A 21,153-nucleotide genomic window follows, 5' to 3' on the forward strand; every position below is an offset into this window, starting at 1 on the left:
CCTAGTGCCCCTGTCGCCGGGTGAGCCCCGTCGAAACCTTGCCGACCTGCGCACCAACCCGCGCCTGCAGGTGGTTCATCCTCGAGGTCGCATGCAGCCGGGCCGCCCGCGCCGCCTTGGGCCAGCCGCGTTCCGCGCACCGCTGCGCCTCCTCCGCGAAGAAGCGGTTCTCCTCGTCGAAGCGCCGTCCGTCGACGGCCTGCACCGAACTCACTGACGCGCTGTGGCGGCGGTAGGAGAACACGACCTCGGGGTCGTAGACCAGTGAGCCGTCGGCGGCGGCAAGGTCGACGAGGAGCGCAAGGTCGAGGACGATCTCCAGTCCCGGCCGGAAACCCACCTCACGCACCGCGGCGGTCCGCCACAGCAACGACGGGAAGTACGTCCAGTTGCCGTGGTAGAGGCTGGTCGCGAGGCGTTCACCGGACAGCACGGTCGCCCGGGAGGGCGCCAGCACGTTCTTCATACGGTCCCCCAGCGGACGCACCGCACGGCCGTTCTCGTCGATGACGTCGACTCCGGGCGCGATGACCGACGCGTCCGGGTGGTGCCCGGCCAGGGTGCGGACCGTCGCCAGGTAGTCGGCGTGCATCACGTCGTCGCAGCCCATGACGACGAACCAGTCGGCGGTCACGAGGTCGACGCAGCGCCGGAAGTTGCCGTTGACGCCGAGGTTGGTGTGGTTGCGCACGTAGCGGACGCGGGCGTCGTTCAGCGAGGCGAGCCATTGGCGGGGCGTGGGGTCGGGATAGCAGTCGTCGACCACCACGAGCCGCAGATCCGGGTCACTCTGGTCGAGGACGCTGGTCACCGCCTCGCGGAACTGCGCGACGTCGCCATAGAAGGGCATCATCACGTCGATCGGCACCCGACCAGACTAGCCGGGCCGTGCCGGGCGATGAGTACCGCGACCGGCCGGGTTAGGGTTGTTCACCATGGCCGACCCCATCACCAATGCCGACGTCTGGCTGGTGGTACCCGTCTTCAATGAGGGACAGGTGATCCGGGGGGTCGCCGCCAAGGCGCGCGAGACATTTCCCAACATCGTCTGCGTCGACGACGGCTCGTCGGACAACTCGGCCGAGGAGATCAGGGCCGCCGGCGTCCATCTCGTGCGGCACCCGGTGAACCTCGGGCAGGGCGCCGCCATCCAGACCGGCGTCGAGTACGCCCGCAAGCAGCCCGGCGCGCGCTTCTTCGTCACCTTCGACGCCGATGGCCAGCATCAGGTCGACGACGTGTCGGCGATGGTCGCCCGCCTGCGAACCGAACCGGTCGACATCATCGTCGGCACCCGCTTCGCCGAGGGCCGCAGCGAGTCCGTCCCGGTGTTGCGTCGAATGGCCCTGCGCACCATCGTCTTCCTCAGCCCGCGCACGCGGCGGCTCGGATTGTCCGACGCGCACAACGGACTTCGCGTCTTCAACAAAAAGGTCGCCGACGACCTCGACCTCCTCATGAGCGGGATGAGTCACGCATCGGAGTTCATCGCGCTGATCGACCACCACAAGTGGCGGGTCGCCGAGCAACCGGTCACGATCCTCTACACCGAATACTCACGCGCGAAGGGACAATCGCTGATCAACGGCGTCAACATCGTCGCCGACGGCCTGTTCCACACCCGGATGAGGAAGTGAACAACGCATGATCTGGTTCCAGATCCTCGCGATCATCGGCCTGCTCGCGCTCGTCGGCTTCTTTGTCGTCAACCGCGGCACCGCCCGGTCGTCGGCCGGTGTGAAGATCCTGTTCGTCGCCTTCGTCGGCTTCGGCCTCTACGCGATGCTGCGCCAGGACGACGTCACCTGGGTCGCGAACAAGATCGGAATCCAACGCGGCCTCGACCTCGTGCTGTTCCTACTGGTCATCGCGTTCGCGTTCACCACGGTGTCCACATACCTGCGGTTCCGCGACCTCGAGGTCAAGTACGCCCGCCTCGCCCGCGCCATCGCGTTGCAGAATGCCGAGAAGCCGCACCGACCGGGAGAGACCGACGGCGTTCAGGACTGAGGGCTCGTATAGTGCGGCGCCTCGGCTCTCGACCACGGCTCTCGACCACGGCGAGCGGTCCCCACTCCGACGCACCTGTCCGAAGTGGGAACCGCCTCACCCGTGAGAGGGAACCTTGATCAGCCCAAGCTGAACGGCTTGCCCCACAGGACGGTCTCGCTCTTGAGCCCGCCCGCCGTGACCTGGATGGACATCCGCGCCCGCGCCTGGGCGTACCCGGCGCATCCGTTGACCCGCAACGGTTCCTGGCTGTAGGCGACGGATGCGCTCGTGCCGGCGAACTTGTACCCGTTGATCCGGTACAGCTCGTTGTCGGCATCGACCAGCGAATTGGTCTGGTTGATGATCGGCACATACGCCGCCTGACCGGGTCCCAGGGACAGCGTGGAACCGGCGCCGGCCGACGCCATGCCGGACTGGTTCGCCGTCGAATTGCCCGAGAATCCGACACCCGCCAGATTGACCTGGCAGCCCACCACGTAGCCGCCCTTGATGATGCCACCGGTCGCCTTGCCCGTCAGGGACACGCGCACCTTGCCACTGACCCAGACCTCGCGGCTGGTCGGCACCGCGGCCACACCCGATCGCTGGTAGGAGACCCGCTCCTCGGCCAGCTTCGCGGTCATCGACGTGCCGCCGCCGAGGTCTTCGTATGCCGAACCGCCCGGCAGTGGTCCCGCGACGGCCGAACCCGCCCCCAGGGCAGAACCTGCCCCGGCTACGACGGCCAGGGCGACTACTCCGCGAACGGCCAGACTCTTGTTATTCATCCGCTGTGTTCTTCTCTCTCGCTGGGTAATTCGGCTCAGTTGAGGCTGAACGGCTTGCCGTAGAGGGTCGACTGCACGTAGGCACCCTCGCCGCCGATGTTGTTCGCCGTGGTGCCTGCATCGACGGCGTATCCCTCGACTGCCTCCACCTTCGCGAAGGAACGGGCCTGCGCGAATCCACCACAACCCTGCACTTCGACCTCCAGCCCGGAATACTGATACCGAGCCAGTCCGTCGACGATGGGTTGCACGGACAACTGGACGGCCTTGATCTCGCCCGGCGCCAGCGGGAACGAGATACTGCCAGAGACCGTCGGGGCCGCGGACAGCGTCCCGGACACACCGGCGGTCAGGTTGCCGACCGAGACCTGGCAGCCGACGAGGTACCCGACCCTCAGCCGGCCCTCCCCCTTCGACACCCGCGTCGTGACCTCGCCCGACAGCACCGCTGAACGCCCGATGCCGTTGGCGGCCATCGACGTCGCGGGCATCGCGGTTTCGCCCGTACGCCAGGTCTGCACAGTCACGGCACCCTCGGAAACCTTCTTGTACCCGTTCGGCAGCGAAGCCGCCGAAGCCGGTGAGGTTCCCGATGCCAGCAGCACCAACGCCGCCGCCGCTACCGCCATACCTACTTGTTTCACTCCTAGAACCCTTCTTCGCAGGACATTTGTTCGGACATCACGGGACGGACGCACGCCGAAGAGACCGACGGCCCACAAGCCACGGTGTCGAACGCACGCAGCAGCCCGACTTCTCGTCGAAGCCGACGTGTTCAGATGAAGACGGTGCCCGGACAGCATCTTTCGACCTCACTTGCACGGAATGGAGAACTCGCCGCACGTACCTCCACGCGATGCTCTGAACGGGCCGACTCAGGTGCGTGGCGAGTCCGGCTTCGCCGGCACCGCACGCGCGAGCGCGCACGGCCATTCGTGCTGCCGTTCATTTGTACGGACAATTTATAGCCTAGAGACCCAGATCTCCACAAGGGTCGTCCAGTGACGCATCCCACCTTCTACCGCAGGGGCGGCGATCGGCCCGCGCGCACGATCATCAAAAGGCGAGGTCGCCGGAATGCCACCGATGCCGGCAGGCTACTGGGAGACAGACAGGAAATGTTGTCTCACTGGGCTTTCGCACCATCGTCGGGCGTGCTCGGCGGTTTGCGCAGCGGCGAACTCGGACGCCGACGCGACTGGCCGTTCGGCGTGCGTGCACGAGAACGCTCAACCCGTCCATCGCGGCGCCGCTGGTCTCATCCAAGTCCGGACATTGCGGGAGACGCACGTCCGAAACAAGCGCCACACACCCCAACGGGGGCGACTTCTGATAGGACGGTACGCAGTCGACCCGACGCTCTACATCAAGGAACTCCGTGACCGAATCCGAGAACTCAGACAGCGAGCCGAACAGTCCACGCGACAGGCGCGGCGGCCCGCTCCATCGCGAGCTCTCGCGAACGCTTCGGGCAGAGATCGCGGCAGGCGAATACGACATCGGCAGCAAGTTCCCGACCGAGATGGAACTGTGCGCCCGATTCGGCGTCTCGCGCCACACGGTCCGTGCCGCGATGGCAGATCTGCGACAGAGCGGACTGATCTCCCGCCAGCGGGGCGTCGGAACCACGGTGCTGTCGTACGTCTCGCAGGCACGCTACATCCTGCGGGCGTCGGACGAGGACAATGCTGTGCGGCAGTACACCGAGAGCACCCGGTTCGAATTGATCGATGAGCCGGGACCGGCCGCGGTGTTCGACAGTCGTCGTCTCCTCCTCGGCGACGCGCGCGACTGGCTCAAGTGGACGGGGCTGAGACGAACCGTCGACAATCCCCTGCCCATGGGTTTCAACACCTACTACATTCCCACCAAATACGCCGTCGCGGTCCGAGACCGTGTTGCAGATGCGCAAACTGCCGTGTTCCCTCGCATCACCCGCCAGTTCGGCTTGACCCTGCAGAGTCTGGAACAGTCCATCGCGGTCACCCTGTTGGACGACCATGAAGCCGAGCATCTTCGGGCGGCAGCCGGCAGCCCGGCACTCGCGATAACGCGGCGATTCATCACCGAGGACGGGCTCATCGGGGTCTTCGAGGGAATTCACCCCGCCGACCGTTACGCCACGACCATGCGTTTCGATGTCGAGATCAGTGAGTGACCGAGCGGCATACGGCGGCTGAGGACACGCGTCAGGTCACTACAGCTGATCGCCGGCGAGCCCCCGCAGGAATGCGGTTACGTCGTCGTGATCCGGAAGCAGCCCCGACTCGCGCGCCTCGGTGAGACCCGGTGCGGCGGTGTCCTTCTCGGACAGTTCGTACTCCAGCGGCGACCCGTCGCGGGCGTGCGTCGGCCACTCGATGCCGAGTTCGGGGTCGAGCGGATTGATGCCGTGTTCACCGGACGGGTTGTACCCGGTGGAGCAGAGGTAGGTGACGGTCGAGTTGTCGGCCAGCGCACAGAACGCGTGTCCGAGCCCTTCCGACAGGTAGACCGCACGGCGGTCGACGTCGTCGAGCAGGACGGTGTCGTAGGTGCCGAAGGTCGGGGAACCGACGCGGATGTCGACGATGACATCGAGGATGGCACCCGTCGCGCACGTCACGTACTTCGCCTGCCCCGGAGGCACATCGGCGAAGTGCACGCCGCGCAGTACACCCGCCGCGGACACCGACAGGTTGACCTGGGCAAGGTCGAAGCGATGCCCGATCACCTCGGCGAGCAGGTCCCCTTTGAATGCCTCGGCGAACAGGCCGCGTGCGTCACCGTGCTGGACCGGCGTGAGTTCCCACGCGCCGTCGATCGTGAGCGGTCGCACCTTCATGGATGAGCCTTTCGCAGCTGATGTGGACTCAGAACCCCTTGCCTCGCTGTAGGAGTTCGAGCAGGTAGTCACCGTATCCGGACTTGCGCAGTTTCTCCGCGCGGGACCGGAGCCCGTCGTCGTCGAGAAAGCCCCGACGCCACGCGATCTCTTCCGGCACAGCGATCTTGAGACCCTGGCGTTGTTCGACGGTACGCACGAAGTTACCGGCGTCGAGAAGGCTGTCGAAGGTTCCGGTGTCGAGCCAGGCGGTGCCACGCGGCAGGACCGTCACCGACAGTTTGCCGCGTTCGAGATAGTGGGCGTTGATGTCGGTGATCTCGTACTCACCGCGGGCGCTGGGCTCGAGACCTCGGGCGATCTCGACCACGTCGTTGTCGTAGAAGTACAGACCGGGCACGGCGAAGTTCGACTTCGGTTGTGCCGGCTTCTCTTCCAGCGAGATCGCGGTACCGTTCGCGTCGAAGTCGACCACACCATAGGCCTCCGGATTGGACACCCAGTAGGCGAAGACCGCACCGCCGTCGACGTTCTCGAAGCCCTGCAACTGACTGCCGAGACCGGGACCGTAGAAAATGTTGTCGCCCAGCACGAGTGCCACCGACTCGTCGCCGATGTGGTCGGCGCCGAGCGTGAAGGCCTGCGCGAGTCCGTCGGGTGAGGGTTGGGTCTTGTAGGTGAGGTTGATGCCGAACTGGTCACCGTTGCCGAGCAACCCCTGGAAGGCCGGCGCGTCGTGCGGAGTGGTGATGATGAGGATGTCGCGGATACCGGCGAGCATCAGCGTCGAGAGCGGGTAATAGATCATCGGCTTGTCGTAGACCGGGACGAGCTGCTTGCTCACACCCTGCGTGATCGGGTGCAGGCGCGTGCCCGTACCACCGGCCAGAATGATCCCTCGCATGCGCTTCAGCCTAGTGCCCGACGATCCGGCTCACCGAGTGCACACCCGGCGCCTCGGTAGAGTGACGTCCACGAATACCTCTGGCGGAAGGAACGACGTGCGTGTTCTCGTGACCGGTGGTGCCGGTTTCATCGGCGCCAACTTCGTGCTGCGCACCCTGGCCACCCGCCCCGACGTCTCAATTCGGGTCCTGGACAAACTCACCTACGCCGCCAACCCCGAAACCCTCGCCCCGGTCGCCGACCGCGTCGAACTGATCGAAGGCGACATCGCCGACGCCGCCCTGGTCCACAGGTTGGTGAGCGAGGCCGATCTGGTGGTGCACTTCGCCGCCGAATCCCACAACGACAACTCCCTGGCCGACCCCTCAGCCTTCGTACACACCAACCTGGTGGGCACCTACACGCTGCTCGAAGCCGTGCGCGCCCATCAGGTGCGCTACCACCACATCAGCACCGACGAGGTCTACGGCGACCTCGACCTCGACGACCCGGCCCGCTTCACCGAGCACACGGCCTACAACCCGTCGAGCCCGTATTCCTCGACCAAAGCCGGTTCCGACCTCCTCGTTCGGGCGTGGGTGCGGTCCTTCGGCGTCGCCGCCACCATCTCCAACTGCTCGAACAACTACGGCCCGTATCAGCACATCGAGAAGTTCATCCCCCGCCAGATCACCAACGTGCTCTCCGGTGAGCGCCCCAAGCTCTACGGCGACGGCCGCAACGTCCGCGACTGGATCCACGTCGACGACCACAACGACGCGGTGTGGACCATCATCGACCAGGGCCGGATCGGCGAGACCTACTTGATCGGCGCCGACGGCGAAGTCGACAACCGCACCGTCGTCGAAGCCATCCTCGAACTGTTGGGTCAACCGGCCGATGCGTTCGACTTCGTCACCGACCGCCCCGGCCACGACCGCCGCTACGCCATCGACTCCACCCGCCTACGCACCGAACTCGGCTGGCAACCCAACTACAACGACTTCCGCGCCGGCCTGGCCGCCACCATCGACTGGTACCGCGACAACACCGACTGGTGGCAACCCGCCAAAGACGCCGTCGAACAGAAATACGCCGCCACCGAGCGGGTGACGGGCTGACCGCTGCCGGTCGTTTGGCGTTCTCCCAGCTCCGCCGCCTACGGTGGTTTCATGCGCGTACTCGTCAGCGGCGGCGCGGGCTACATCGGCTCGCACACCGTGATCCAGCTGGTCTCCGCCGGTCATGACGTCGTCATCGTCGACGACTTCAGCAACGCCAAGCCCACCGTGGTCGGTCGGCTCGAGGCGTTGAGCGGTCGTTCCATCCCGGTGCACGCCTTCGACCTCGCGGACGTGGACAAGACCGAACACTTCTTCGCCCACGAGGACGTCGACGCGGTCATCCATTTCGCCGGGTACAAGGCGGTCGGCGAATCGGTGGCCAAGCCGCTGGACTACTACCAGAACAACCTCGGCACCACGTTCTCGCTGTTGCGGGCGATGGAACGCCACGACGTCCACACGCTGGTGTTCTCGTCGTCGGCGACCGTCTACGGTGCGGACCCCGAGCTACCGATGACCGAGGACCTCCCGACGTCGGCCACCAATCCGTACGGCTGGACGAAGGTGATGATCGAGCAGGTGCTGCGCGACGTCGCCGCCAGTTCCGACGCCTGGCGGATCGCCGCGCTGCGCTATTTCAACCCGGTGGGCGCGCACCGGAGCGGTCAGATCGGCGAAGACCCGTCGGGCATCCCGAACAATCTGATGCCGTTCGTCGCCCAGGTCGCGGTGGGCCGGCGCGAGAAGCTGTCGGTCTTCGGCGACGACTACGACACCCCTGACGGCACCGGCGTCCGCGACTACATCCACGTCGACGACCTCGCCGCCGGACACGTCGCCGCTCTGGACCGGATCAGCACCGGCGACACCGGCATGTCGACGTGGAACCTCGGTACCGGGCAGGGTGTCTCGGTCCTCGAGGTCGTCCACGCCTTCGAGAAGGCCAGCGGCAAGCCGATCCCGTACGAGATCGCACCCCGCCGACCCGGCGACATCGCCGCGTCGTATGCCGATCCCACCCGGGCGAACGCCGATCTCAATTGGCACGCCACCAAGACGATCGACGACATGTGCGTCGACACGTGGCGATGGCAGTCCGAGAACCCGACGGGCTACCCCGACGCCTGAACCGTCACCGAGCCGCGTACGGATCGTCGGGATCGATGATCTCGTCGGTGGCCCACCCGATGTAGCGCCGGGCCGACGTCTCGACGACCTCGCGTGCGTCCTTGTCCACGACGACGCCGAATGCGTCGTACAGCCGGTCGAACGGCAGGGCCGTGACCCGGTCGACGATCTGACGAACGAGCCTGGGCGACAACGGGATCATGTTCGGATAGCTGCGCATGAACGTCACCATTCCCGGCTGCATGACACCTTTGACGGTGTCGCCGGTCAGCAGCGCTCCCCGACCGTCGGCGGCGTCCGGTAGGTGCAGCACCGCGCTGCCGGGAAAATGTCCGCCGCACTGGATGAGTCGCACTCCGCCGAGAACCTCGGCTTCGCCGGACCAGAACTCGACCACGGGGTCCGGCCGGGTCAGCCATCGACGATCGAGATCGTTGTAGAAGACCGGGACCCCGCCGAACCGATGACTGAGCGAGACACTCGCGCCGTAGAGGTGCGGGTGGCTGGCGGCGATGGCCTCGACACCGCCGTGCTCTTCCAGCCAGCCGACGAGGGACGGACCGATGAACCCCGGCGGCTCCCAAAGGATGTTGCCGTTCAGGGTGGCCACCAGGAATCCTCGTTGCCCGATGCCGACCGACGGTCGCAGCGACAACCGGAACAGGCCCGGCTCCAGTTCTGTGGTGTCGAGCGCGTTGTCGGCGTTCTCGTCAAGCCGGGTCCACTGCTGCCCGCTCGTCGGGATCCATTGCCGGTCGTCGTCACAGATCGGGCAGACCTCGGGTAGGTCGGCGTCGGGAGCGAACTCGTTTGCGCAGAAAACGCACATCCACGGCTGCATGGTTCGACGCTAACGCGGGCCCGGTCAACAGGTCAGTGGTTCCGCACAGATTCGGACGGCGAACCGACGAGATGTGGACAATACCAGGCGACACCGACAAAACCCTTGCGACGTATTTCTGGCGACAATCGTTGCAGCACTGGCTAATCGGGTGTACTGTCGAACATATATGGTCCTCCTGACGGTTTCGTGGGTCACTACTGGTGTGGCAGAACAGGACACGCCCCTCCTCGCGTGAGTGTCGACATCGCGATGAGTGCTTCTGGTGAGTGGAATCCGTAGGCCCGCTTGGTCAGTGCCCTCAGATGTGTGTTGGTGGCCTCCACCCGGGCGTTCGATAGGCCCACGACAACGGAGTTGTAGATCTGGATCTGTTGCTGTCGTACCGATCTGGAGAGACCGACGAGTTCGATGATTCGACTACGATCAGCTCGATGTAACCAGTGCTCGAGCCGTCGCCACGTGCCAGAATGCTCCCCGGTAACGATATGGCGGAGTTCCTCTTTCAGTTGATACGCGCGAGCGAGTTCACTATTGGCGCGTTTGACGATCAGCTCGCGGGTCCGCTGTTGACCTGGGGTGAGGTTCTCAGGGTTCTTCAACAGTGCCCACCTCAGATTCCTACGATCGTCGTTGGACAGACCGTGGATCCGGTTGAGGACCCGGCTGCGACAACGGTCCACGGCGCGGGTGGCCCACTGGACGACATGAAACGGATCCATGCATCGAATGGCATCCGGAGCACGTTCTGCAACAACCGTTTCGATGTACTGACCCGCGTCGGCGCTCACATGGGTCAGCTGTGCACTGCGCGTGGCGCCGAGCTCGTCGAAGAACTGGCGAAGCGTCTTCTTGGTTGCACCCTCACGCGCCCACACCAACCTGCCGGTGTCGTGGTCGACGATCACCGTCAGATATCGCCGGCCTTTTCGGTAGGCGATTTCATCGATACCTATCCTGCGCAACCCATCCATTCGGTCGGTCTGTCCGGTGTGATCGGCAACGACTCGAGCGATGATGCGTTGCACTGTTCGCCACGACACCCTCATGTACTCACACACCGCGGATGATGGACTGTGCGCGGCGAGCCAGGCGACCGTGTCGTCGAATCGGCGCGTCATCTTTGCTGCCGGCCGTGCCCACGGCACATGTTCGGTGACGACGCCGTGCAGGCTGCAGTCAACCCGTCCAATGTGTCCTTGCAGGTAGCAGCGCATCCCGCCCAGGTCGAGGTGTCGCCAACGGCGCGGATGGTGTGAGCGGTCATAGCCTGGTCGACGCCGTCGGCAGTGTGGACACCGCGAGTCCTGCCCGCGTTTCGCACGGACCGAGACGACCAACAACTGGCCGTCATCGTCGTCTTCAACGCCGACATCAAGAACCACCAGGTTCTCGATCTTCAGCAACTTCTGCAGTAGTCTGGTAGCGCGCAACGCCCTGCTCCTCGGTTTAGTCTTCGCAAACCAAACCTTAAGTGAGACAGGGCGTTGCGCGCTTCAGGCGCACCGGGGGCACCCACAGAACCGTCAAGAGTGCCACATATATTCGCACGATGTTTCCGGGGGGGGTGACCGTCTTGACCGAGATCTCTCAGGCTGATGGTCCCACTTCGCGCGCAGAAGAACTTCTGAGTGAACTGCACCGGATCACCACCGAGCTGCAGACTGTTGATCTGACACAGTGTTCGGATGCCGAGCTCGTCGACGTCGCTGCCGAGACCGAACGGGCAATCGCCCGAATGACTTTCGCCGGCGACCGGCAAATCGTCGAGATCGCCGACCGCGACCTGCCCCACAAGACCGGCCACCGCAGCATCACCCAGTTCATGACCCACCGCCTGCGCGTGGCCGACCCCATGCGCCGCACCAGACAACGCCACGCGACCGCCACCCACCTCAGCCCGACCGGTGAACCACTCGAACCCGAACGCCCTGCTCTGGCAGAGGCATTGGCCGACGGCAAGGTCAGCACCTCCCACGTCCGGGCAGTACTCGATGTACTCGACCAGATCCCGCACGCCACCGACCACGACGTCAAAGTCGCCGCCGAACGACAGATGGCCGAGATCGCCGTTGACCACACCCCCGCCGACATCACCGCCCTCGGCTCGCGGCTACTGGCCCACCTCGACCCCGACGGCACACTCACCGACGACACCGACCGCAAACGTCGCCGGAATCTGTACGTGAACCGGCAACGCGCCGACGGCACCGCCAAACTCACCGCCACCCTCACCCCTGAACTCCTTGCCCGGGTCACCATGCTGCTCGCCGTCTGGGCGAAACCCGGCATGAACAACCCCGACGACCCCGACTCCCCGCGGGGGTCGATCGAGGACGCCGACCCCGACGCCGTTGCCGCTGCTGCCGAACGTGATGACCGCACCCCGGCCCAGCTCAACCACGACGCCTTCAACGCCCTCCTGAAAGCGGTGTTGGAGGACGGCATGCTCGGCAAAAGCCACCGCGGGTTGCCGATGCAGATGATCTTCAAAGCCGACCTCAACGATCTACTCCGCGAAGCCGGGTTCGCCACCACCGCCACCGGCACCCTCATCCCGATCGACGATGTCATCCGCATGGCCGCCGACGCCCAACCCTGGCTGGCCGTGTTCAAAGACGCCACCGCCGTCCCGCTCTACTTCGGCCGCGGCAAACGCCTCGCCACCCGCGAACAACGCCTCGTCTCCTTCGCCCGACCCGACGGCGAAAACTGCTCCACACCCGACTGCGACCAATCCGCCGCACACGTGGAAATGCATCACGCCCAACTCGATTGGGGACTCGGCGGACTCACCGACATCACCGACCTCACCCCCGCCTGCCCGAAACACAACCGAATGGTCGGCGACCAACCCGGCCAATACACCACCCGCATGGTCCGCGAAGGACCCGACGAAGGCCGCTGCGCCTGGCGACTCAACACCCAACCCGGCGCCCCACCCAACCCCGAACGCATCAACCGGCGACCCGACATACCCCGCCGATTCGCCGAACACCTACAACACGTGCGCACCGAAATCCACGGACCTGACAAGGCGTCCGGCGATACCCCACGCCTCCACCTGCGTGAAGTCATCGACCTCCGTCACGCCACACCCGTCGAACTCGTAGTCGCCTCAGCACTTCTCAACCACGCGTACGGGCACTCAGGATAGGAGCACTCCTCACAGCTCAGGGAGCGGGGACCGGAACCGGCGGAGCCTCCACTGGCGGCACGCCTTCAGCCGGTGCACCCTCGACAGGCGGTGGCGGCGGGTAGACCAGGTCGTTGACGCGGTAGACGACGGCCTCGCCCTGGCGGAACACCTCTGTCAGTCCAGGAGCGCCGTTCTCGCGCAGCTCCAGGAACGGGTCGCCCTGGTGGCCGTTCGCCGGATCGGGTCGGCCGCGCTGGAACTCCCAGTAACTCGTCGGGGAGTCGATCACATAGTGCACGTTCATGTCCCGGACGATCTGGTCGGTCGCGGGGTCGGCGCCGATCTTCGCGACGCCCCAGAAGAGGTCGCGTTGCCGTTCGGAGAACTCGTTGGCCCGATAGAACGGGAACATCGGGGTGACGCCGGTGACCGGGTACAGCCAGCCGGTGCCCTGGTCCAGGTTGTTCAGGACGAGCACGTCCTGGGCGTCGGGCTGCGAGGCGAGCCATGCGTAGGCGGCGAGGTCGTCGGGACCGACATACTTGCCACCGCGCTCCTTCGACGCGATCTGGGCGTTCGGCGGGTAGCGGACCACCGCGGCACCGGCGATCAACGCCAGCAACACCACGTACGTCGACGCGACCAGCCAACCCGCGCGAGCGGTGCCCTTGACGGACGTCTCGTCGGACTGCGCGAACCGCCGCCCGATGACGCCGATCAGCGCGATCACCGCGACGCCGATCGCGACACCGGCGGCCGCGGCCGAGAAGATGGCGACGACGAAGGTGAGGCGGTGCGGCGAGTTGTAGAAGTAGCCGCCGATGGCGCCGAGCGGGTACGACAGCAGACCGAGCGAGACCACCGAGTTGGTCGTCACGAGCGCGAAGACCAGCCAGACGGCGAGTCCCGCCCAGCATCGCAGCCAGGCGAGCACCCCGAGGCCGAGGACGGTCACGATGATCAGCGGCCAGATCGGGAAGTGGTTGAGCTCCAGCGGGATCGTGCCGTTGAACGCGCCCTGCGCCAGGCCGCGCAGCACTCCGATCCCTTCTTCCCGGAAGTCGAAGAACGGGAGTTCGTTGGTGTCGGCGACGCGGATCGTGCCGATCACCACGGGGAAGATCAAGATCATCGTGAGGACGGCGGTGACAGCCAGGGTCGCGAGATCCGCCAAACGACTCGTCGCCGGACGCCACAGACCCTCACACAGCCACCACAGGCCGACGATGACGCCGACGAGAATCAGACCGGACGGATGCGTTGCGGTCACGCCGGCGACGGCCAGGGCCGCAGGTGCCACTCGCGACCGGTCTCGGACGACGCTCAGAACCAGGACCGCTGCTACCGGAGCCAGACTCACGCCGACGGCATTGGGCACCGAGGTCAGCTGCACCTCGACGTACGGCAGCGACGGGAACAGCGCGGCGACGGCGGCGGCCGTGCCGGCGATCAACGCAGAGTTGTCGACGTCGTAGCGGTGCCGGGCGAACCAGTAGGCCAACGACGCCACACCCAGCGGGACCGTGACGGCCAGCACCGCAGGCGAATACGTGTTGTACAGCTCGACCGGGTTCGCGCCGGTCAGCGGGAACAGCAAGGCGCCCAGCGCATGCCACGTGTTCGGGTAGTAGTTGAAGCCCTGGGTGTCGTAGTTCATCAGCTCGCCCATGCGCATGGCCGAACCGATCCCGGTCTCGTCGATCCATCGCAGAGAACTGGCGTGCCACAACGAGTCCCACACCTGCGAGATGTTGTTCAGTCCCGCGAAGGCGGTCTTGGCCACCGGTCGGATGCAGGTGATCGCGATGATGAGTCCACCGAGCCCGAGGCCTGCAGCCGCACGCAGGATCGCGGTGCGGCCGACGCGAGGTTCGCCGGTGTCAGTGGGTACCGGCGCGAGACGACGTCCGATCCCCGTGCCGAGCAGCCGTGAGTACAGCCAGGCGCCGGCAAGGGCCAGGACCAAGCCGACAAGCGCCGAGACCGCGTTCCATTCGAAGCCGACCGCCGAGTACAGGACGGTGAGGATGGAGACCAGGGCGAACGTGATGGCCGGTCCGGCCGCGAACGCCACCGGCCAGGGCAGGTTCATCCGCCGACCCACGAAGGCGCCCGGCAGGATCAGCACCAGCGCGGACACGATCACGACCCACGCAGCCAGCACCATCACCCCGCGCCTTTCCACACTCGCTCGTCACACCCACGGTGAGACCCGGTTTCCACTCCCTTCCGGGCCCCGACCAAACACTCAGCAGGGTACCCGGCGTCGTCTCAGTGCGACTGTCCGGTGACGACGCTCTCGTCGCGCATCGGCCGCTCGCCGGACACCGGCCGGACTTCCGGGCGATGCCTGGTGTGCCCCGACGCGGCGACGGCGAGGCAGGCCAGCGCCGCGACCGCACCGAACGTGAACATCTCGGTGTAGGTGATCGACGTCCACTTCTCGGTGATCCATGCCAGGAGCGCCGGGACGGCGAAGCCCAGGTAGGTCACGCTGTAGAAGACGGCGGTCAGGCCGGCGAGGTCGTCGGGCCCGGCGATGCGCTGCACCTCCAGGAGCCCGGCGATCAGCGCCATCCCGTAGCCGCAACCCAGCAGGGTCGCGGCGATCAGGGACAGCCAGACCGTCAGCACGTGTGCCGCCAGTGCGGCGACGAGCATGCCCGCAACGAGGGTCGTGAGGGCGACGACCACGCCACGCGAGCTCCCCGGAACGTCGATGCGTCGACCCACCGATTGAATGCCGAACCCGGCGCCGAGCCCCAGGACACAGCACAGGGCGGCAAAGGCGATCGGCGCTCCGGAAGTCCGTGCCGACATCAACGCCGGGATGATCGCGTACGCCGACGCCGCGGCGCCGAAGACCCAGGGCGCGACCGGCAGGACGACGAACATGAACCGTCGATGACCGGCGGCCGGGATGCGCAGGTCGTCGATCAGACGGCCCGGCGTCGAACTGCGGAATCGCGTCTCCGGCACGACCGTCAGGAGGGCTCCCGCGCAGACCGCGATCGCGATGTTCACCAGATACGGCAGCACATGCGGCCAGGGGCCCCACTGGGCGAGCACACCGGCGACGCCTGCGCCGACACCGAAGCCGGCAGTGAGGCTCATCGCCGCGCGCCCGGCGCCGACTCCGGCCCCTGCACCGTCGCGGTCGGACAGCTCCTTGATCCAGCTTCCGCCGACCGCCATCGACAGACCGAGTGCGATGCCGCTGCAGATGCGTCCCACGGTCAGCAGGACCGCCGACTGAGACCCTGCGGCCAACAACACCGAGCCCAGCGCCGCGAACACCGGTGCCGGCAGCATGAGCGGCCGCCGACCGAACCGGTCCGACAGCGGCCCGCCGATCAGGAGGGCGGGCACGATGCCGAGCACGTAGGCGAACAGCAGGGCGTCGACGACGACCGGCGACAGGTCGGTGATCTGCCGGTACATGACCAGCAGCGGGGTGAACTCGTTGCCGCCCCACGCGGCCGCGAAGACGGCCAGCGAGACGGCGGGCCACCCGAAGCGGTTGCGATTGTCGGTCATGCGGGTTCCCCCGGGAGGTCGTGAACACCGGCGAGGTGCCCCGCCAGGAGGTGTTCGAAACGGTCGGCGTCGGCGGCTTCGATGGCGCCGAGGAGATCGAGGTGATCGGCGAGGATGCGCGCCGCAATCCCGGCGTCACGATGCACCGACGCGATCGTCATGCGTCGATGGCGCTCGCCCAGCGTCGTGTAGAAGTCGGCGAGGAGCGGATTGTCGCCGGCTGCGGCGATGAGCTGGTGGAACGCGGCGTCGAGCCGGGAGAACTCGGCGACGTCGGTCGCGTCGGCGCGTCGATGGGCGGCGAGGTTGTCGCGGAGTCGCTCGGCCAGCTCGGCGACGGCGGCGGGCCGAGACGTGACCGACCGGACGGCGTGTCCCTCGAGGAGGCGGCGCGCGTCGACGACGTCACGCTTCTCGCGGTCGCCGATCGGCACCACGAGCGCTCCCCGCTTCGGGTAGAGCCGCATCCACCCTTCGGTCTCGAGACGCAGAAAAGCCTCCCGCACGGGAGTGCGGCTCACCGAGCACTTCGAGGCGATCTCGCCCTCGCTGATCAGCTCACCGCCGGCGATCTCGTTTGTGAGAATTCGCTCTTTGACCTCGGCATATACCCGCTCAGCAGCGGATTCAGCAGAGGTATGCAACATAGACACAAGTCGTACCTTACCAATAGGCGATGACGCCGCGACCTGGGCCGACCCGCCTTTCATGGCGATCCCAAGCAGTGAGACACTTAATGTGGCCGTAACGAGCGTCACCTCGCTCGCGGGCCCTGATCGCGTCCGCTGAGCCATCCGCTCTCGCGTCGATGCGGATCTCTACAGCTCGCGGGCAGCGTGGCCGGCGAGACGATGCAACCCGCGTTTCGCGGCATTCAGGAGGACCCGACCGTGACAAGCACGGAGGACACACGTATGGGCGATACCCCGATCACCGAACCGACCATTGCCGATCTGCCGATCACCGACGACGAGATCTTCTTGGCGCATGCCGGCGGCAAGCTGTCCGTCGAACTTCGCGCGCCCATCGACACCCAGCGCGACCTGTCGATCGCCTACACCCCGGGCGTCGCCCAGGTGTCACGCGCGATCGACACCGACGCCACCCTGGTGAACAAGTACACCTGGACCGACCGTCTGGTGGCCGTGGTGAGCGACGGATCGGCTGTGCTAGGCCTCGGTGACATCGGCCCGCGTGCGTCGCTGCCGGTCATGGAGGGCAAGTCCGCACTGTTCCGCAGCTTCGCCGGTCTCAACTCGATCCCGATCGTTCTCGACACCAAGGATCCCGACGAGATCGTCGAGACCCTGATCCGTCTGCGTCCGAGCTTCGGCGCGGTCAACCTCGAGGACATCTCGGCACCGCGATGCTTCGAGATCGAGCGCCGCGTCATCGAGGCGCTCGACTGCCCGGTCATGCACGACGACCAGCACGGCACCGCCATCGTGGTCCTCGCCGCCCTGAAGGGCGCCGTGACCCACCTCGGCCGGGACATCACCACCCTGCGGGTCGTCATCTCCGGTGCCGGCGCCGCGGGTGTCGCCTGCGCCAACATCCTGCTCGCGGTCGGCATCACCGACGTCATCGTGCTCGACTCGAAGGGCATCGTCTCCGCCGGCCGCGACGGCCTGAACGAGTCGAAGGCCGAGCTCGCGAGCCGCACCAACCCGCGCGGCCTGACCGGCGGAGCGGTGGAGGCCCTCGACGGCGCCGACGTCTTCATCGGCGTATCGGCCGGCCTGATCCCCGAGGAGATCATCGCGTCGATGAGCGACGACTCGATCGTGTTCGCGCTGTCGAACCCCGATCCGGAGATCCACCCCGAGGCCGCCGCCAAGTACGCGGCCGTCGTCGCGACCGGTCGCAGCGACTTCCCGAATCAGATCAACAACGTGCTCGCCTTCCCGGGCGTGTTCAAGGGCGCACTCGACGCGGGTGCACGCCGGATCAGCGAGGGCATGAAGATCGCTGCAGCAGAGGCGATCTTCTCGGTGGCCGCCGACGACCTGCGGGCCGATCGCATCGTGCCCAGCCCGCTCGACGACCGGGTCGCACCGGCCGTTGCGGCGGCGGTCGCCAAGGCGGCGCAGGACGAGGGCCTCTGCTCGTAAAATTTTGTGTCACAAGCCGGTTCGATCATCTCGATCGAACCGGCTTGTTTCTTTTCCGCAGGTGTTTCAGTCCCGTTCCTGCCAGGTGCACAAGCAGATCTCGTTGCCCTCGGGGTCGGCGAGAATCCACCACGCCGGTGCGAACTCGTCCGAGAGCAGTTGCCCACCGGCGGTGATCGCCGCTTGCAGTCGTTCGTGCACCTCGTCGTGCGGTAGGCAAAGGTCGAAGTGAATCCGGTTACGTTGCGGGCGAGCTTCATCCATCTGCTGGAACCACACCGACGGCAGCCGCCCGGTCGGGTCGGCGAGCTCGGCGAGTTCCCTGTCATTCCCGTCGGAGTAACCCAGGACTGCCTGCCAGAACGGACGGATCGCACCGATGTCCACGGCGTCGATCGCGAGTTCGATCGCCGTCACCGGGCCCACGAGTTTCTCGACCGCCATCTCGGCGGCGATCCCGGTGATCCGGTTGGCCAGCGCCACATCGGCTTCGGTCAGCTGATGCGCGCTGTGTGTCGTGAGAGCGAGATGCACTGACCCGTAACGCAGGTCGACGTCGGGATGATGGTTGGCTTCCTCTGCCGCGTCGACGATCCTGGTCACGAACTCGAGACCCCGCACCATCGAACCGGTGCGGTAGCCGGCCACGAGTCTGTCGGCGACGACGCGCCACGGGTCGGCGACGACCTCGGTGGCCTGCTTGGCGTTGAGCGGTGTGCGCGTGGACCCGGTCATACTGCCCCATGCTGCACCTTCGAGACCTGTTTCGAAAGGGCCCGGTTTCCCAGAGTGCGGCCTGGGTGCCGTTTTCCGGCACTCAGGCCGCACTCTGGAATCGCTGTCAGTGCCGGTTCGACGTAGCTGCCGCGAGTTTCGCGATGGACTCGACCGTTGCAGGCAGGAACCCGCGTCGAGCGCCCTGGTCGAGTGAGGTCCCGGCGCCGAGGACCGGATCGTAATCGAGGCCGATCACCGGGCCGACCGCCCCGGACACCACACCGACGAGCATGTCCGCGAGGCCCGTCTGCTGCTGTACCGGCAGCTGGGAGTCGATCACCACGACGGTGTTCTCGAGTACGCCGGCGCGGTCCCACTCCGTGAAGATCACGCGTGCCCGGTTGAGCAGGTCGGGGCGTGGGCTGATCACGAGGACGGGCGTGAGGTTCGGGAGGTCGTCCTCGGCGAGTTCGGGCAGCAGCGTCAGCGGATGCGCCCCGGCGTCGATCACCGGCACTGCTCCCTGCCGCCACACCTCGACGACGGCGTCGGTGACGGCCGCCTCGTCGGGCGGCAGCCACAGGCCCGTGCCCGACGCGGTGCGCAGCAACTCTTCGTTGCCGGTCCCGCGGAGGCGGAGTTCGATGTCGCAGTCGTTGCCGGAGGCATCGACCCACCACGAGAGCAGGCCGAGACCCGACGCGGCGCGATGTTCGGCGAGAAGGGCCGACACGACAGACGTGCCGACCCCGCCGGCAGTTCCACAAACGACGACGGCCCGCTCATCCCAGATCTGCGGGTCGCCGTCGCGAGGTGTTGGAGCAGTCATCGGTCCTTATGGAACCAGAAGGTAGGCGCCGTACCCAATCGGCTGAGGCGCGCCCGCCGGGCCATTCGGCGCGCGTCCACGAACAGTGAACGGCACCACGGGAAGAAGTCAGGGAACCAGCATGTAGATCGTCGCCCCATAACCGGCGGGCACCCGAACCTGACTATTAGGCGAGAAACCGCCGAACCCAAGACTGACGGGACCGGATCCCGTGGCAATCTCCCAGACCTTTTTCTCCCCTGGCCTCGGCCCAAACGTTCCGCTTACCCACTTTTCAAGGTTGTACCCGCGCACGCTGGTAAAGAAATTCCCGAAGAGTACCCGACACTTGGGATTTCGTTTCCATCCGGCACCGTCTCCGGTAAAGCCGTGCGATCGCGCCGTCACCCGCACAACTCCACGCTTCTTCGCTGGTGCATCCACCGTCACATTGATCGCACCGCGACACGAGGCATGGTCACCGAACGTTCCGAAGTTGTACCCGGTCGGCGAGACTTGTGGAACCGGTGCGGCCGAGGCCGTCCCAACACCAACCAGACCCATCGCCGCCGCAATAACCCCGGCAAGCGCCACAAGTAACTTCTTCATCGATCTCCCTTCGACTGCCCTTCACGGGCGCGTTGAACGTGTCTTCCTCGCTTGCAATTTCATTCAGTGCGGACAACACGGTTGCGACCTGGTCGAGTAGCTTTACGCGAAACGGAGCAACTGTTACCTGGACAGTTCCCCGGGCCAGAGAACTTCACTCCCCGGAATGGTCTTCTTCAGGTTGTCCGACTGCGCCCTAGTCCAGTCCCGAACGGACTTCTCAGCATGCGGACCGAACACGGCATACGGCGAGCGAGCCTGCTGACCGGACCATTTGTGGACCGAAGACCCGACCTTAACGTCCACATCTCCACGGTTGTTCACGACGTAATCGACTGCCGGAAGACCTGAACGACGAGCGTCCTCCGCCGATAGGTGGAATTCGAACTGGTTCGAGCCGTCGTTCTCCGGCAACGCGTGTCGGGGGCCGTCGTTCTTCCACGGTTCATCCGGATTAGCCCCGGGGTCGCCTGCACCGAGTGAGTACGCAAGCAGACCGCCTGCGGTGCCACCAATTGCGAATCCAAGTGCAGCTCCGGCCACGCCAACACCGACGCCTCCGATCGCAGCACCGGCTCCGGCCCCAATCGCCGCGCCCGGACCACCCAAGATGTAGTAGGGAGGCAAGGACCCGACGATCGCACCGGCGACGGCACCGACCCCGGCCCCACCAACAGCACCAACCACCGCCGACGGAATACCCAGCGCAA

The 21,153-nt window shown here is 66.1% G+C and carries 20 protein-coding genes and 1 pseudogene; 7 read left to right on the forward strand and 14 right to left on the reverse strand.

Annotated features, from left to right (window positions below):
- Position 1 precedes the first annotated feature (1 nt).
- Positions 2–868 (reverse strand): glycosyltransferase family 2 protein, encoded by an 867-nt coding sequence (locus GOALK_RS01005; RefSeq protein ID WP_006356914.1) that lies wholly within the window; start codon positions 866–868, stop codon positions 2–4.
- Between the two features lie 67 nt (positions 869–935).
- Here GOALK_RS01005 and ppgS point away from each other — a divergent pair, with 67 nt between their 5' ends.
- Positions 936–1,637, forward strand: coding sequence for a polyprenyl-phospho-N-acetylgalactosaminyl synthase PpgS (gene ppgS / locus GOALK_RS01010; protein ID WP_006356915.1), 702 nt, complete (start codon positions 936–938; stop codon positions 1,635–1,637).
- 7 nt (positions 1,638–1,644) lie between these two features.
- Entirely contained in the window at positions 1,645–2,010 is a 366-nt protein-coding gene (locus tag GOALK_RS01015) for a DUF2304 domain-containing protein (RefSeq protein WP_006356916.1), read from the forward strand.
- Between the two features lie 119 nt (positions 2,011–2,129).
- Here GOALK_RS01015 and GOALK_RS01020 read toward each other — a convergent pair whose 3' ends face one another.
- Together GOALK_RS01020 and GOALK_RS01025 are read right to left on the reverse strand one after the other, a co-directional pair.
- A complete protein-coding gene (locus GOALK_RS01020; RefSeq protein ID WP_006356917.1) occupies positions 2,130–2,780 on the reverse strand; it encodes an MspA family porin in 651 nt (216 codons plus the stop codon).
- 35 nt (positions 2,781–2,815) lie between these two features.
- Positions 2,816–3,409 (reverse strand): MspA family porin, encoded by a 594-nt coding sequence (locus tag GOALK_RS01025; protein ID WP_006356918.1) that lies wholly within the window; start codon positions 3,407–3,409, stop codon positions 2,816–2,818.
- A 749-nt stretch (positions 3,410–4,158) separates the two neighbouring features.
- Between GOALK_RS01025 and GOALK_RS01030 the strand changes: the two genes are divergently transcribed.
- On the forward strand, positions 4,159–4,938 hold the full coding sequence (locus GOALK_RS01030; RefSeq protein ID WP_006356919.1) for a GntR family transcriptional regulator: 780 nt from the start codon (positions 4,159–4,161) through the stop codon (positions 4,936–4,938).
- A gap of 39 nt (positions 4,939–4,977) precedes the next feature.
- On the opposite strand, the gene GOALK_RS01035 is transcribed toward GOALK_RS01030, so the two are convergent.
- Entirely contained in the window at positions 4,978–5,604 is a 627-nt protein-coding gene (locus tag GOALK_RS01035) for a dTDP-4-dehydrorhamnose 3,5-epimerase family protein (protein WP_006356920.1), read from the reverse strand.
- Between the two features lie 28 nt (positions 5,605–5,632).
- Positions 5,633–6,508: a glucose-1-phosphate thymidylyltransferase RfbA gene (gene rfbA, locus GOALK_RS01040; RefSeq protein WP_006356921.1), complete on the reverse strand. Its 876-nt coding sequence runs from the start codon at positions 6,506–6,508 to the stop codon at positions 5,633–5,635.
- 97 nt (positions 6,509–6,605) lie between these two features.
- Here rfbA and rfbB point away from each other — a divergent pair, with 97 nt between their 5' ends.
- Together rfbB and galE are read left to right on the forward strand one after the other, a co-directional pair.
- Positions 6,606–7,610 (forward strand): dTDP-glucose 4,6-dehydratase, encoded by a 1,005-nt coding sequence (gene rfbB, locus GOALK_RS01045; protein WP_006356922.1) that lies wholly within the window; start codon positions 6,606–6,608, stop codon positions 7,608–7,610.
- Between the two features lie 51 nt (positions 7,611–7,661).
- A complete protein-coding gene (gene galE, locus GOALK_RS01050) occupies positions 7,662–8,681 on the forward strand; it encodes a UDP-glucose 4-epimerase GalE (protein WP_006356923.1) in 1,020 nt (339 codons plus the stop codon).
- A gap of 4 nt (positions 8,682–8,685) precedes the next feature.
- Here the strand turns inward: galE and GOALK_RS01055 are convergent, their stop codons facing one another.
- Positions 8,686–9,522 carry an MBL fold metallo-hydrolase gene (locus GOALK_RS01055; protein ID WP_006356924.1) on the reverse strand — a complete coding sequence of 279 codons (837 nt, stop codon included), beginning with the start codon at positions 9,520–9,522 and terminating at the stop codon, positions 8,686–8,688.
- A gap of 197 nt (positions 9,523–9,719) precedes the next feature.
- A complete protein-coding gene (locus tag GOALK_RS23215) occupies positions 9,720–10,955 on the reverse strand; it encodes an ISL3 family transposase (RefSeq protein WP_040003908.1) in 1,236 nt (411 codons plus the stop codon).
- 119 nt (positions 10,956–11,074) lie between these two features.
- On the opposite strand from GOALK_RS23215, the gene GOALK_RS01065 reads away from it, so the two are divergent.
- Positions 11,075–12,679, forward strand: coding sequence for a DUF222 domain-containing protein (locus tag GOALK_RS01065; protein ID WP_006356926.1), 1,605 nt, complete (start codon positions 11,075–11,077; stop codon positions 12,677–12,679).
- A gap of 16 nt (positions 12,680–12,695) precedes the next feature.
- Here GOALK_RS01065 and GOALK_RS01070 read toward each other — a convergent pair whose 3' ends face one another.
- The 3 genes from GOALK_RS01070 to GOALK_RS01080 form a co-directional block, all read right to left on the reverse strand.
- Positions 12,696–14,828 carry a DUF6541 family protein gene (locus tag GOALK_RS01070; protein ID WP_006356927.1) on the reverse strand — a complete coding sequence of 711 codons (2,133 nt, stop codon included), beginning with the start codon at positions 14,826–14,828 and terminating at the stop codon, positions 12,696–12,698.
- A 104-nt stretch (positions 14,829–14,932) separates the two neighbouring features.
- On the reverse strand, positions 14,933–16,198 hold the full coding sequence (locus GOALK_RS01075) for an MFS transporter (RefSeq protein ID WP_006356928.1): 1,266 nt from the start codon (positions 16,196–16,198) through the stop codon (positions 14,933–14,935).
- Positions 16,195–16,845: a GntR family transcriptional regulator gene (locus tag GOALK_RS01080; protein WP_006356929.1), complete on the reverse strand. Its 651-nt coding sequence runs from the start codon at positions 16,843–16,845 to the stop codon at positions 16,195–16,197. Before GOALK_RS01080 ends, GOALK_RS01075 begins: the two co-directional genes overlap by 4 nt.
- A gap of 267 nt (positions 16,846–17,112) precedes the next feature.
- Here GOALK_RS01080 and GOALK_RS01085 point away from each other — a divergent pair, with 267 nt between their 5' ends.
- Positions 17,113–18,309 (forward strand): NAD(P)-dependent malic enzyme, encoded by a 1,197-nt coding sequence (locus tag GOALK_RS01085; RefSeq protein ID WP_006356930.1) that lies wholly within the window; start codon positions 17,113–17,115, stop codon positions 18,307–18,309.
- Between the two features lie 66 nt (positions 18,310–18,375).
- On the opposite strand, the gene GOALK_RS01090 is transcribed toward GOALK_RS01085, so the two are convergent.
- From GOALK_RS01090 to GOALK_RS24095, 4 genes and pseudogenes are all read right to left on the reverse strand, one after another.
- Entirely contained in the window at positions 18,376–19,044 is a 669-nt protein-coding gene (locus GOALK_RS01090; RefSeq protein WP_006356931.1) for a 4a-hydroxytetrahydrobiopterin dehydratase, read from the reverse strand.
- 106 nt (positions 19,045–19,150) lie between these two features.
- Positions 19,151–19,855, reverse strand: coding sequence for a hypothetical protein (locus GOALK_RS01095; protein WP_006356932.1), 705 nt, complete (start codon positions 19,853–19,855; stop codon positions 19,151–19,153).
- A 108-nt stretch (positions 19,856–19,963) separates the two neighbouring features.
- Positions 19,964–20,443 (reverse strand): hypothetical protein, encoded by a 480-nt coding sequence (locus GOALK_RS23220; RefSeq protein ID WP_005198347.1) that lies wholly within the window; start codon positions 20,441–20,443, stop codon positions 19,964–19,966.
- 123 nt (positions 20,444–20,566) lie between these two features.
- Positions 20,567–21,153, reverse strand: a pseudogene (locus GOALK_RS24095) (hypothetical protein); the annotation flags it as partial.

The organism is Gordonia alkanivorans NBRC 16433 (genome assembly GCF_000225505.1).
GTDB classification, from domain to species: domain Bacteria; phylum Actinomycetota; class Actinomycetes; order Mycobacteriales; family Mycobacteriaceae; genus Gordonia; species Gordonia alkanivorans.

Bases quoted from the DNA above. Each gene is read 5' to 3' on its own strand.
- ppgS (WP_006356915.1), top strand. From the start codon at position 936: ATGGCCGACCCCATCACCAATGCCGACGTCTGGCTGGTGGTACCCGTC.
- GOALK_RS01015 (WP_006356916.1), top strand. From the start codon at position 1,645: ATGATCTGGTTCCAGATCCTCGCGATCATCGGCCTGCTCGCGCTCGTC.
- GOALK_RS01020 (WP_006356917.1), bottom strand. From the start codon at position 2,780: ATGAATAACAAGAGTCTGGCCGTTCGCGGAGTAGTCGCCCTGGCCGTC.
- GOALK_RS01025 (WP_006356918.1), bottom strand. From the start codon at position 3,409: ATGGCGGTAGCGGCGGCGGCGTTGGTGCTGCTGGCATCGGGAACCTCA.
- GOALK_RS01035 (WP_006356920.1), bottom strand. From the start codon at position 5,604: ATGAAGGTGCGACCGCTCACGATCGACGGCGCGTGGGAACTCACGCCG.
- rfbA (WP_006356921.1), bottom strand. From the start codon at position 6,508: ATGCGAGGGATCATTCTGGCCGGTGGTACGGGCACGCGCCTGCACCCG.
- galE (WP_006356923.1), top strand. From the start codon at position 7,662: ATGCGCGTACTCGTCAGCGGCGGCGCGGGCTACATCGGCTCGCACACC.
- GOALK_RS01055 (WP_006356924.1), bottom strand. From the start codon at position 9,522: ATGCAGCCGTGGATGTGCGTTTTCTGCGCAAACGAGTTCGCTCCCGAC.
- GOALK_RS01065 (WP_006356926.1), top strand. From the start codon at position 11,075: ATGTTTCCGGGGGGGGTGACCGTCTTGACCGAGATCTCTCAGGCTGAT.
- GOALK_RS01070 (WP_006356927.1), bottom strand. From the start codon at position 14,828: ATGGTGCTGGCTGCGTGGGTCGTGATCGTGTCCGCGCTGGTGCTGATC.
- GOALK_RS01075 (WP_006356928.1), bottom strand. From the start codon at position 16,198: ATGACCGACAATCGCAACCGCTTCGGGTGGCCCGCCGTCTCGCTGGCC.
- GOALK_RS01080 (WP_006356929.1), bottom strand. From the start codon at position 16,845: ATGTTGCATACCTCTGCTGAATCCGCTGCTGAGCGGGTATATGCCGAG.
- GOALK_RS01085 (WP_006356930.1), top strand. From the start codon at position 17,113: ATGGGCGATACCCCGATCACCGAACCGACCATTGCCGATCTGCCGATC.
- GOALK_RS01090 (WP_006356931.1), bottom strand. From the start codon at position 19,044: ATGACCGGGTCCACGCGCACACCGCTCAACGCCAAGCAGGCCACCGAG.
- GOALK_RS01095 (WP_006356932.1), bottom strand. From the start codon at position 19,855: ATGACTGCTCCAACACCTCGCGACGGCGACCCGCAGATCTGGGATGAG.
- GOALK_RS23220 (WP_005198347.1), bottom strand. From the start codon at position 20,443: ATGAAGAAGTTACTTGTGGCGCTTGCCGGGGTTATTGCGGCGGCGATG.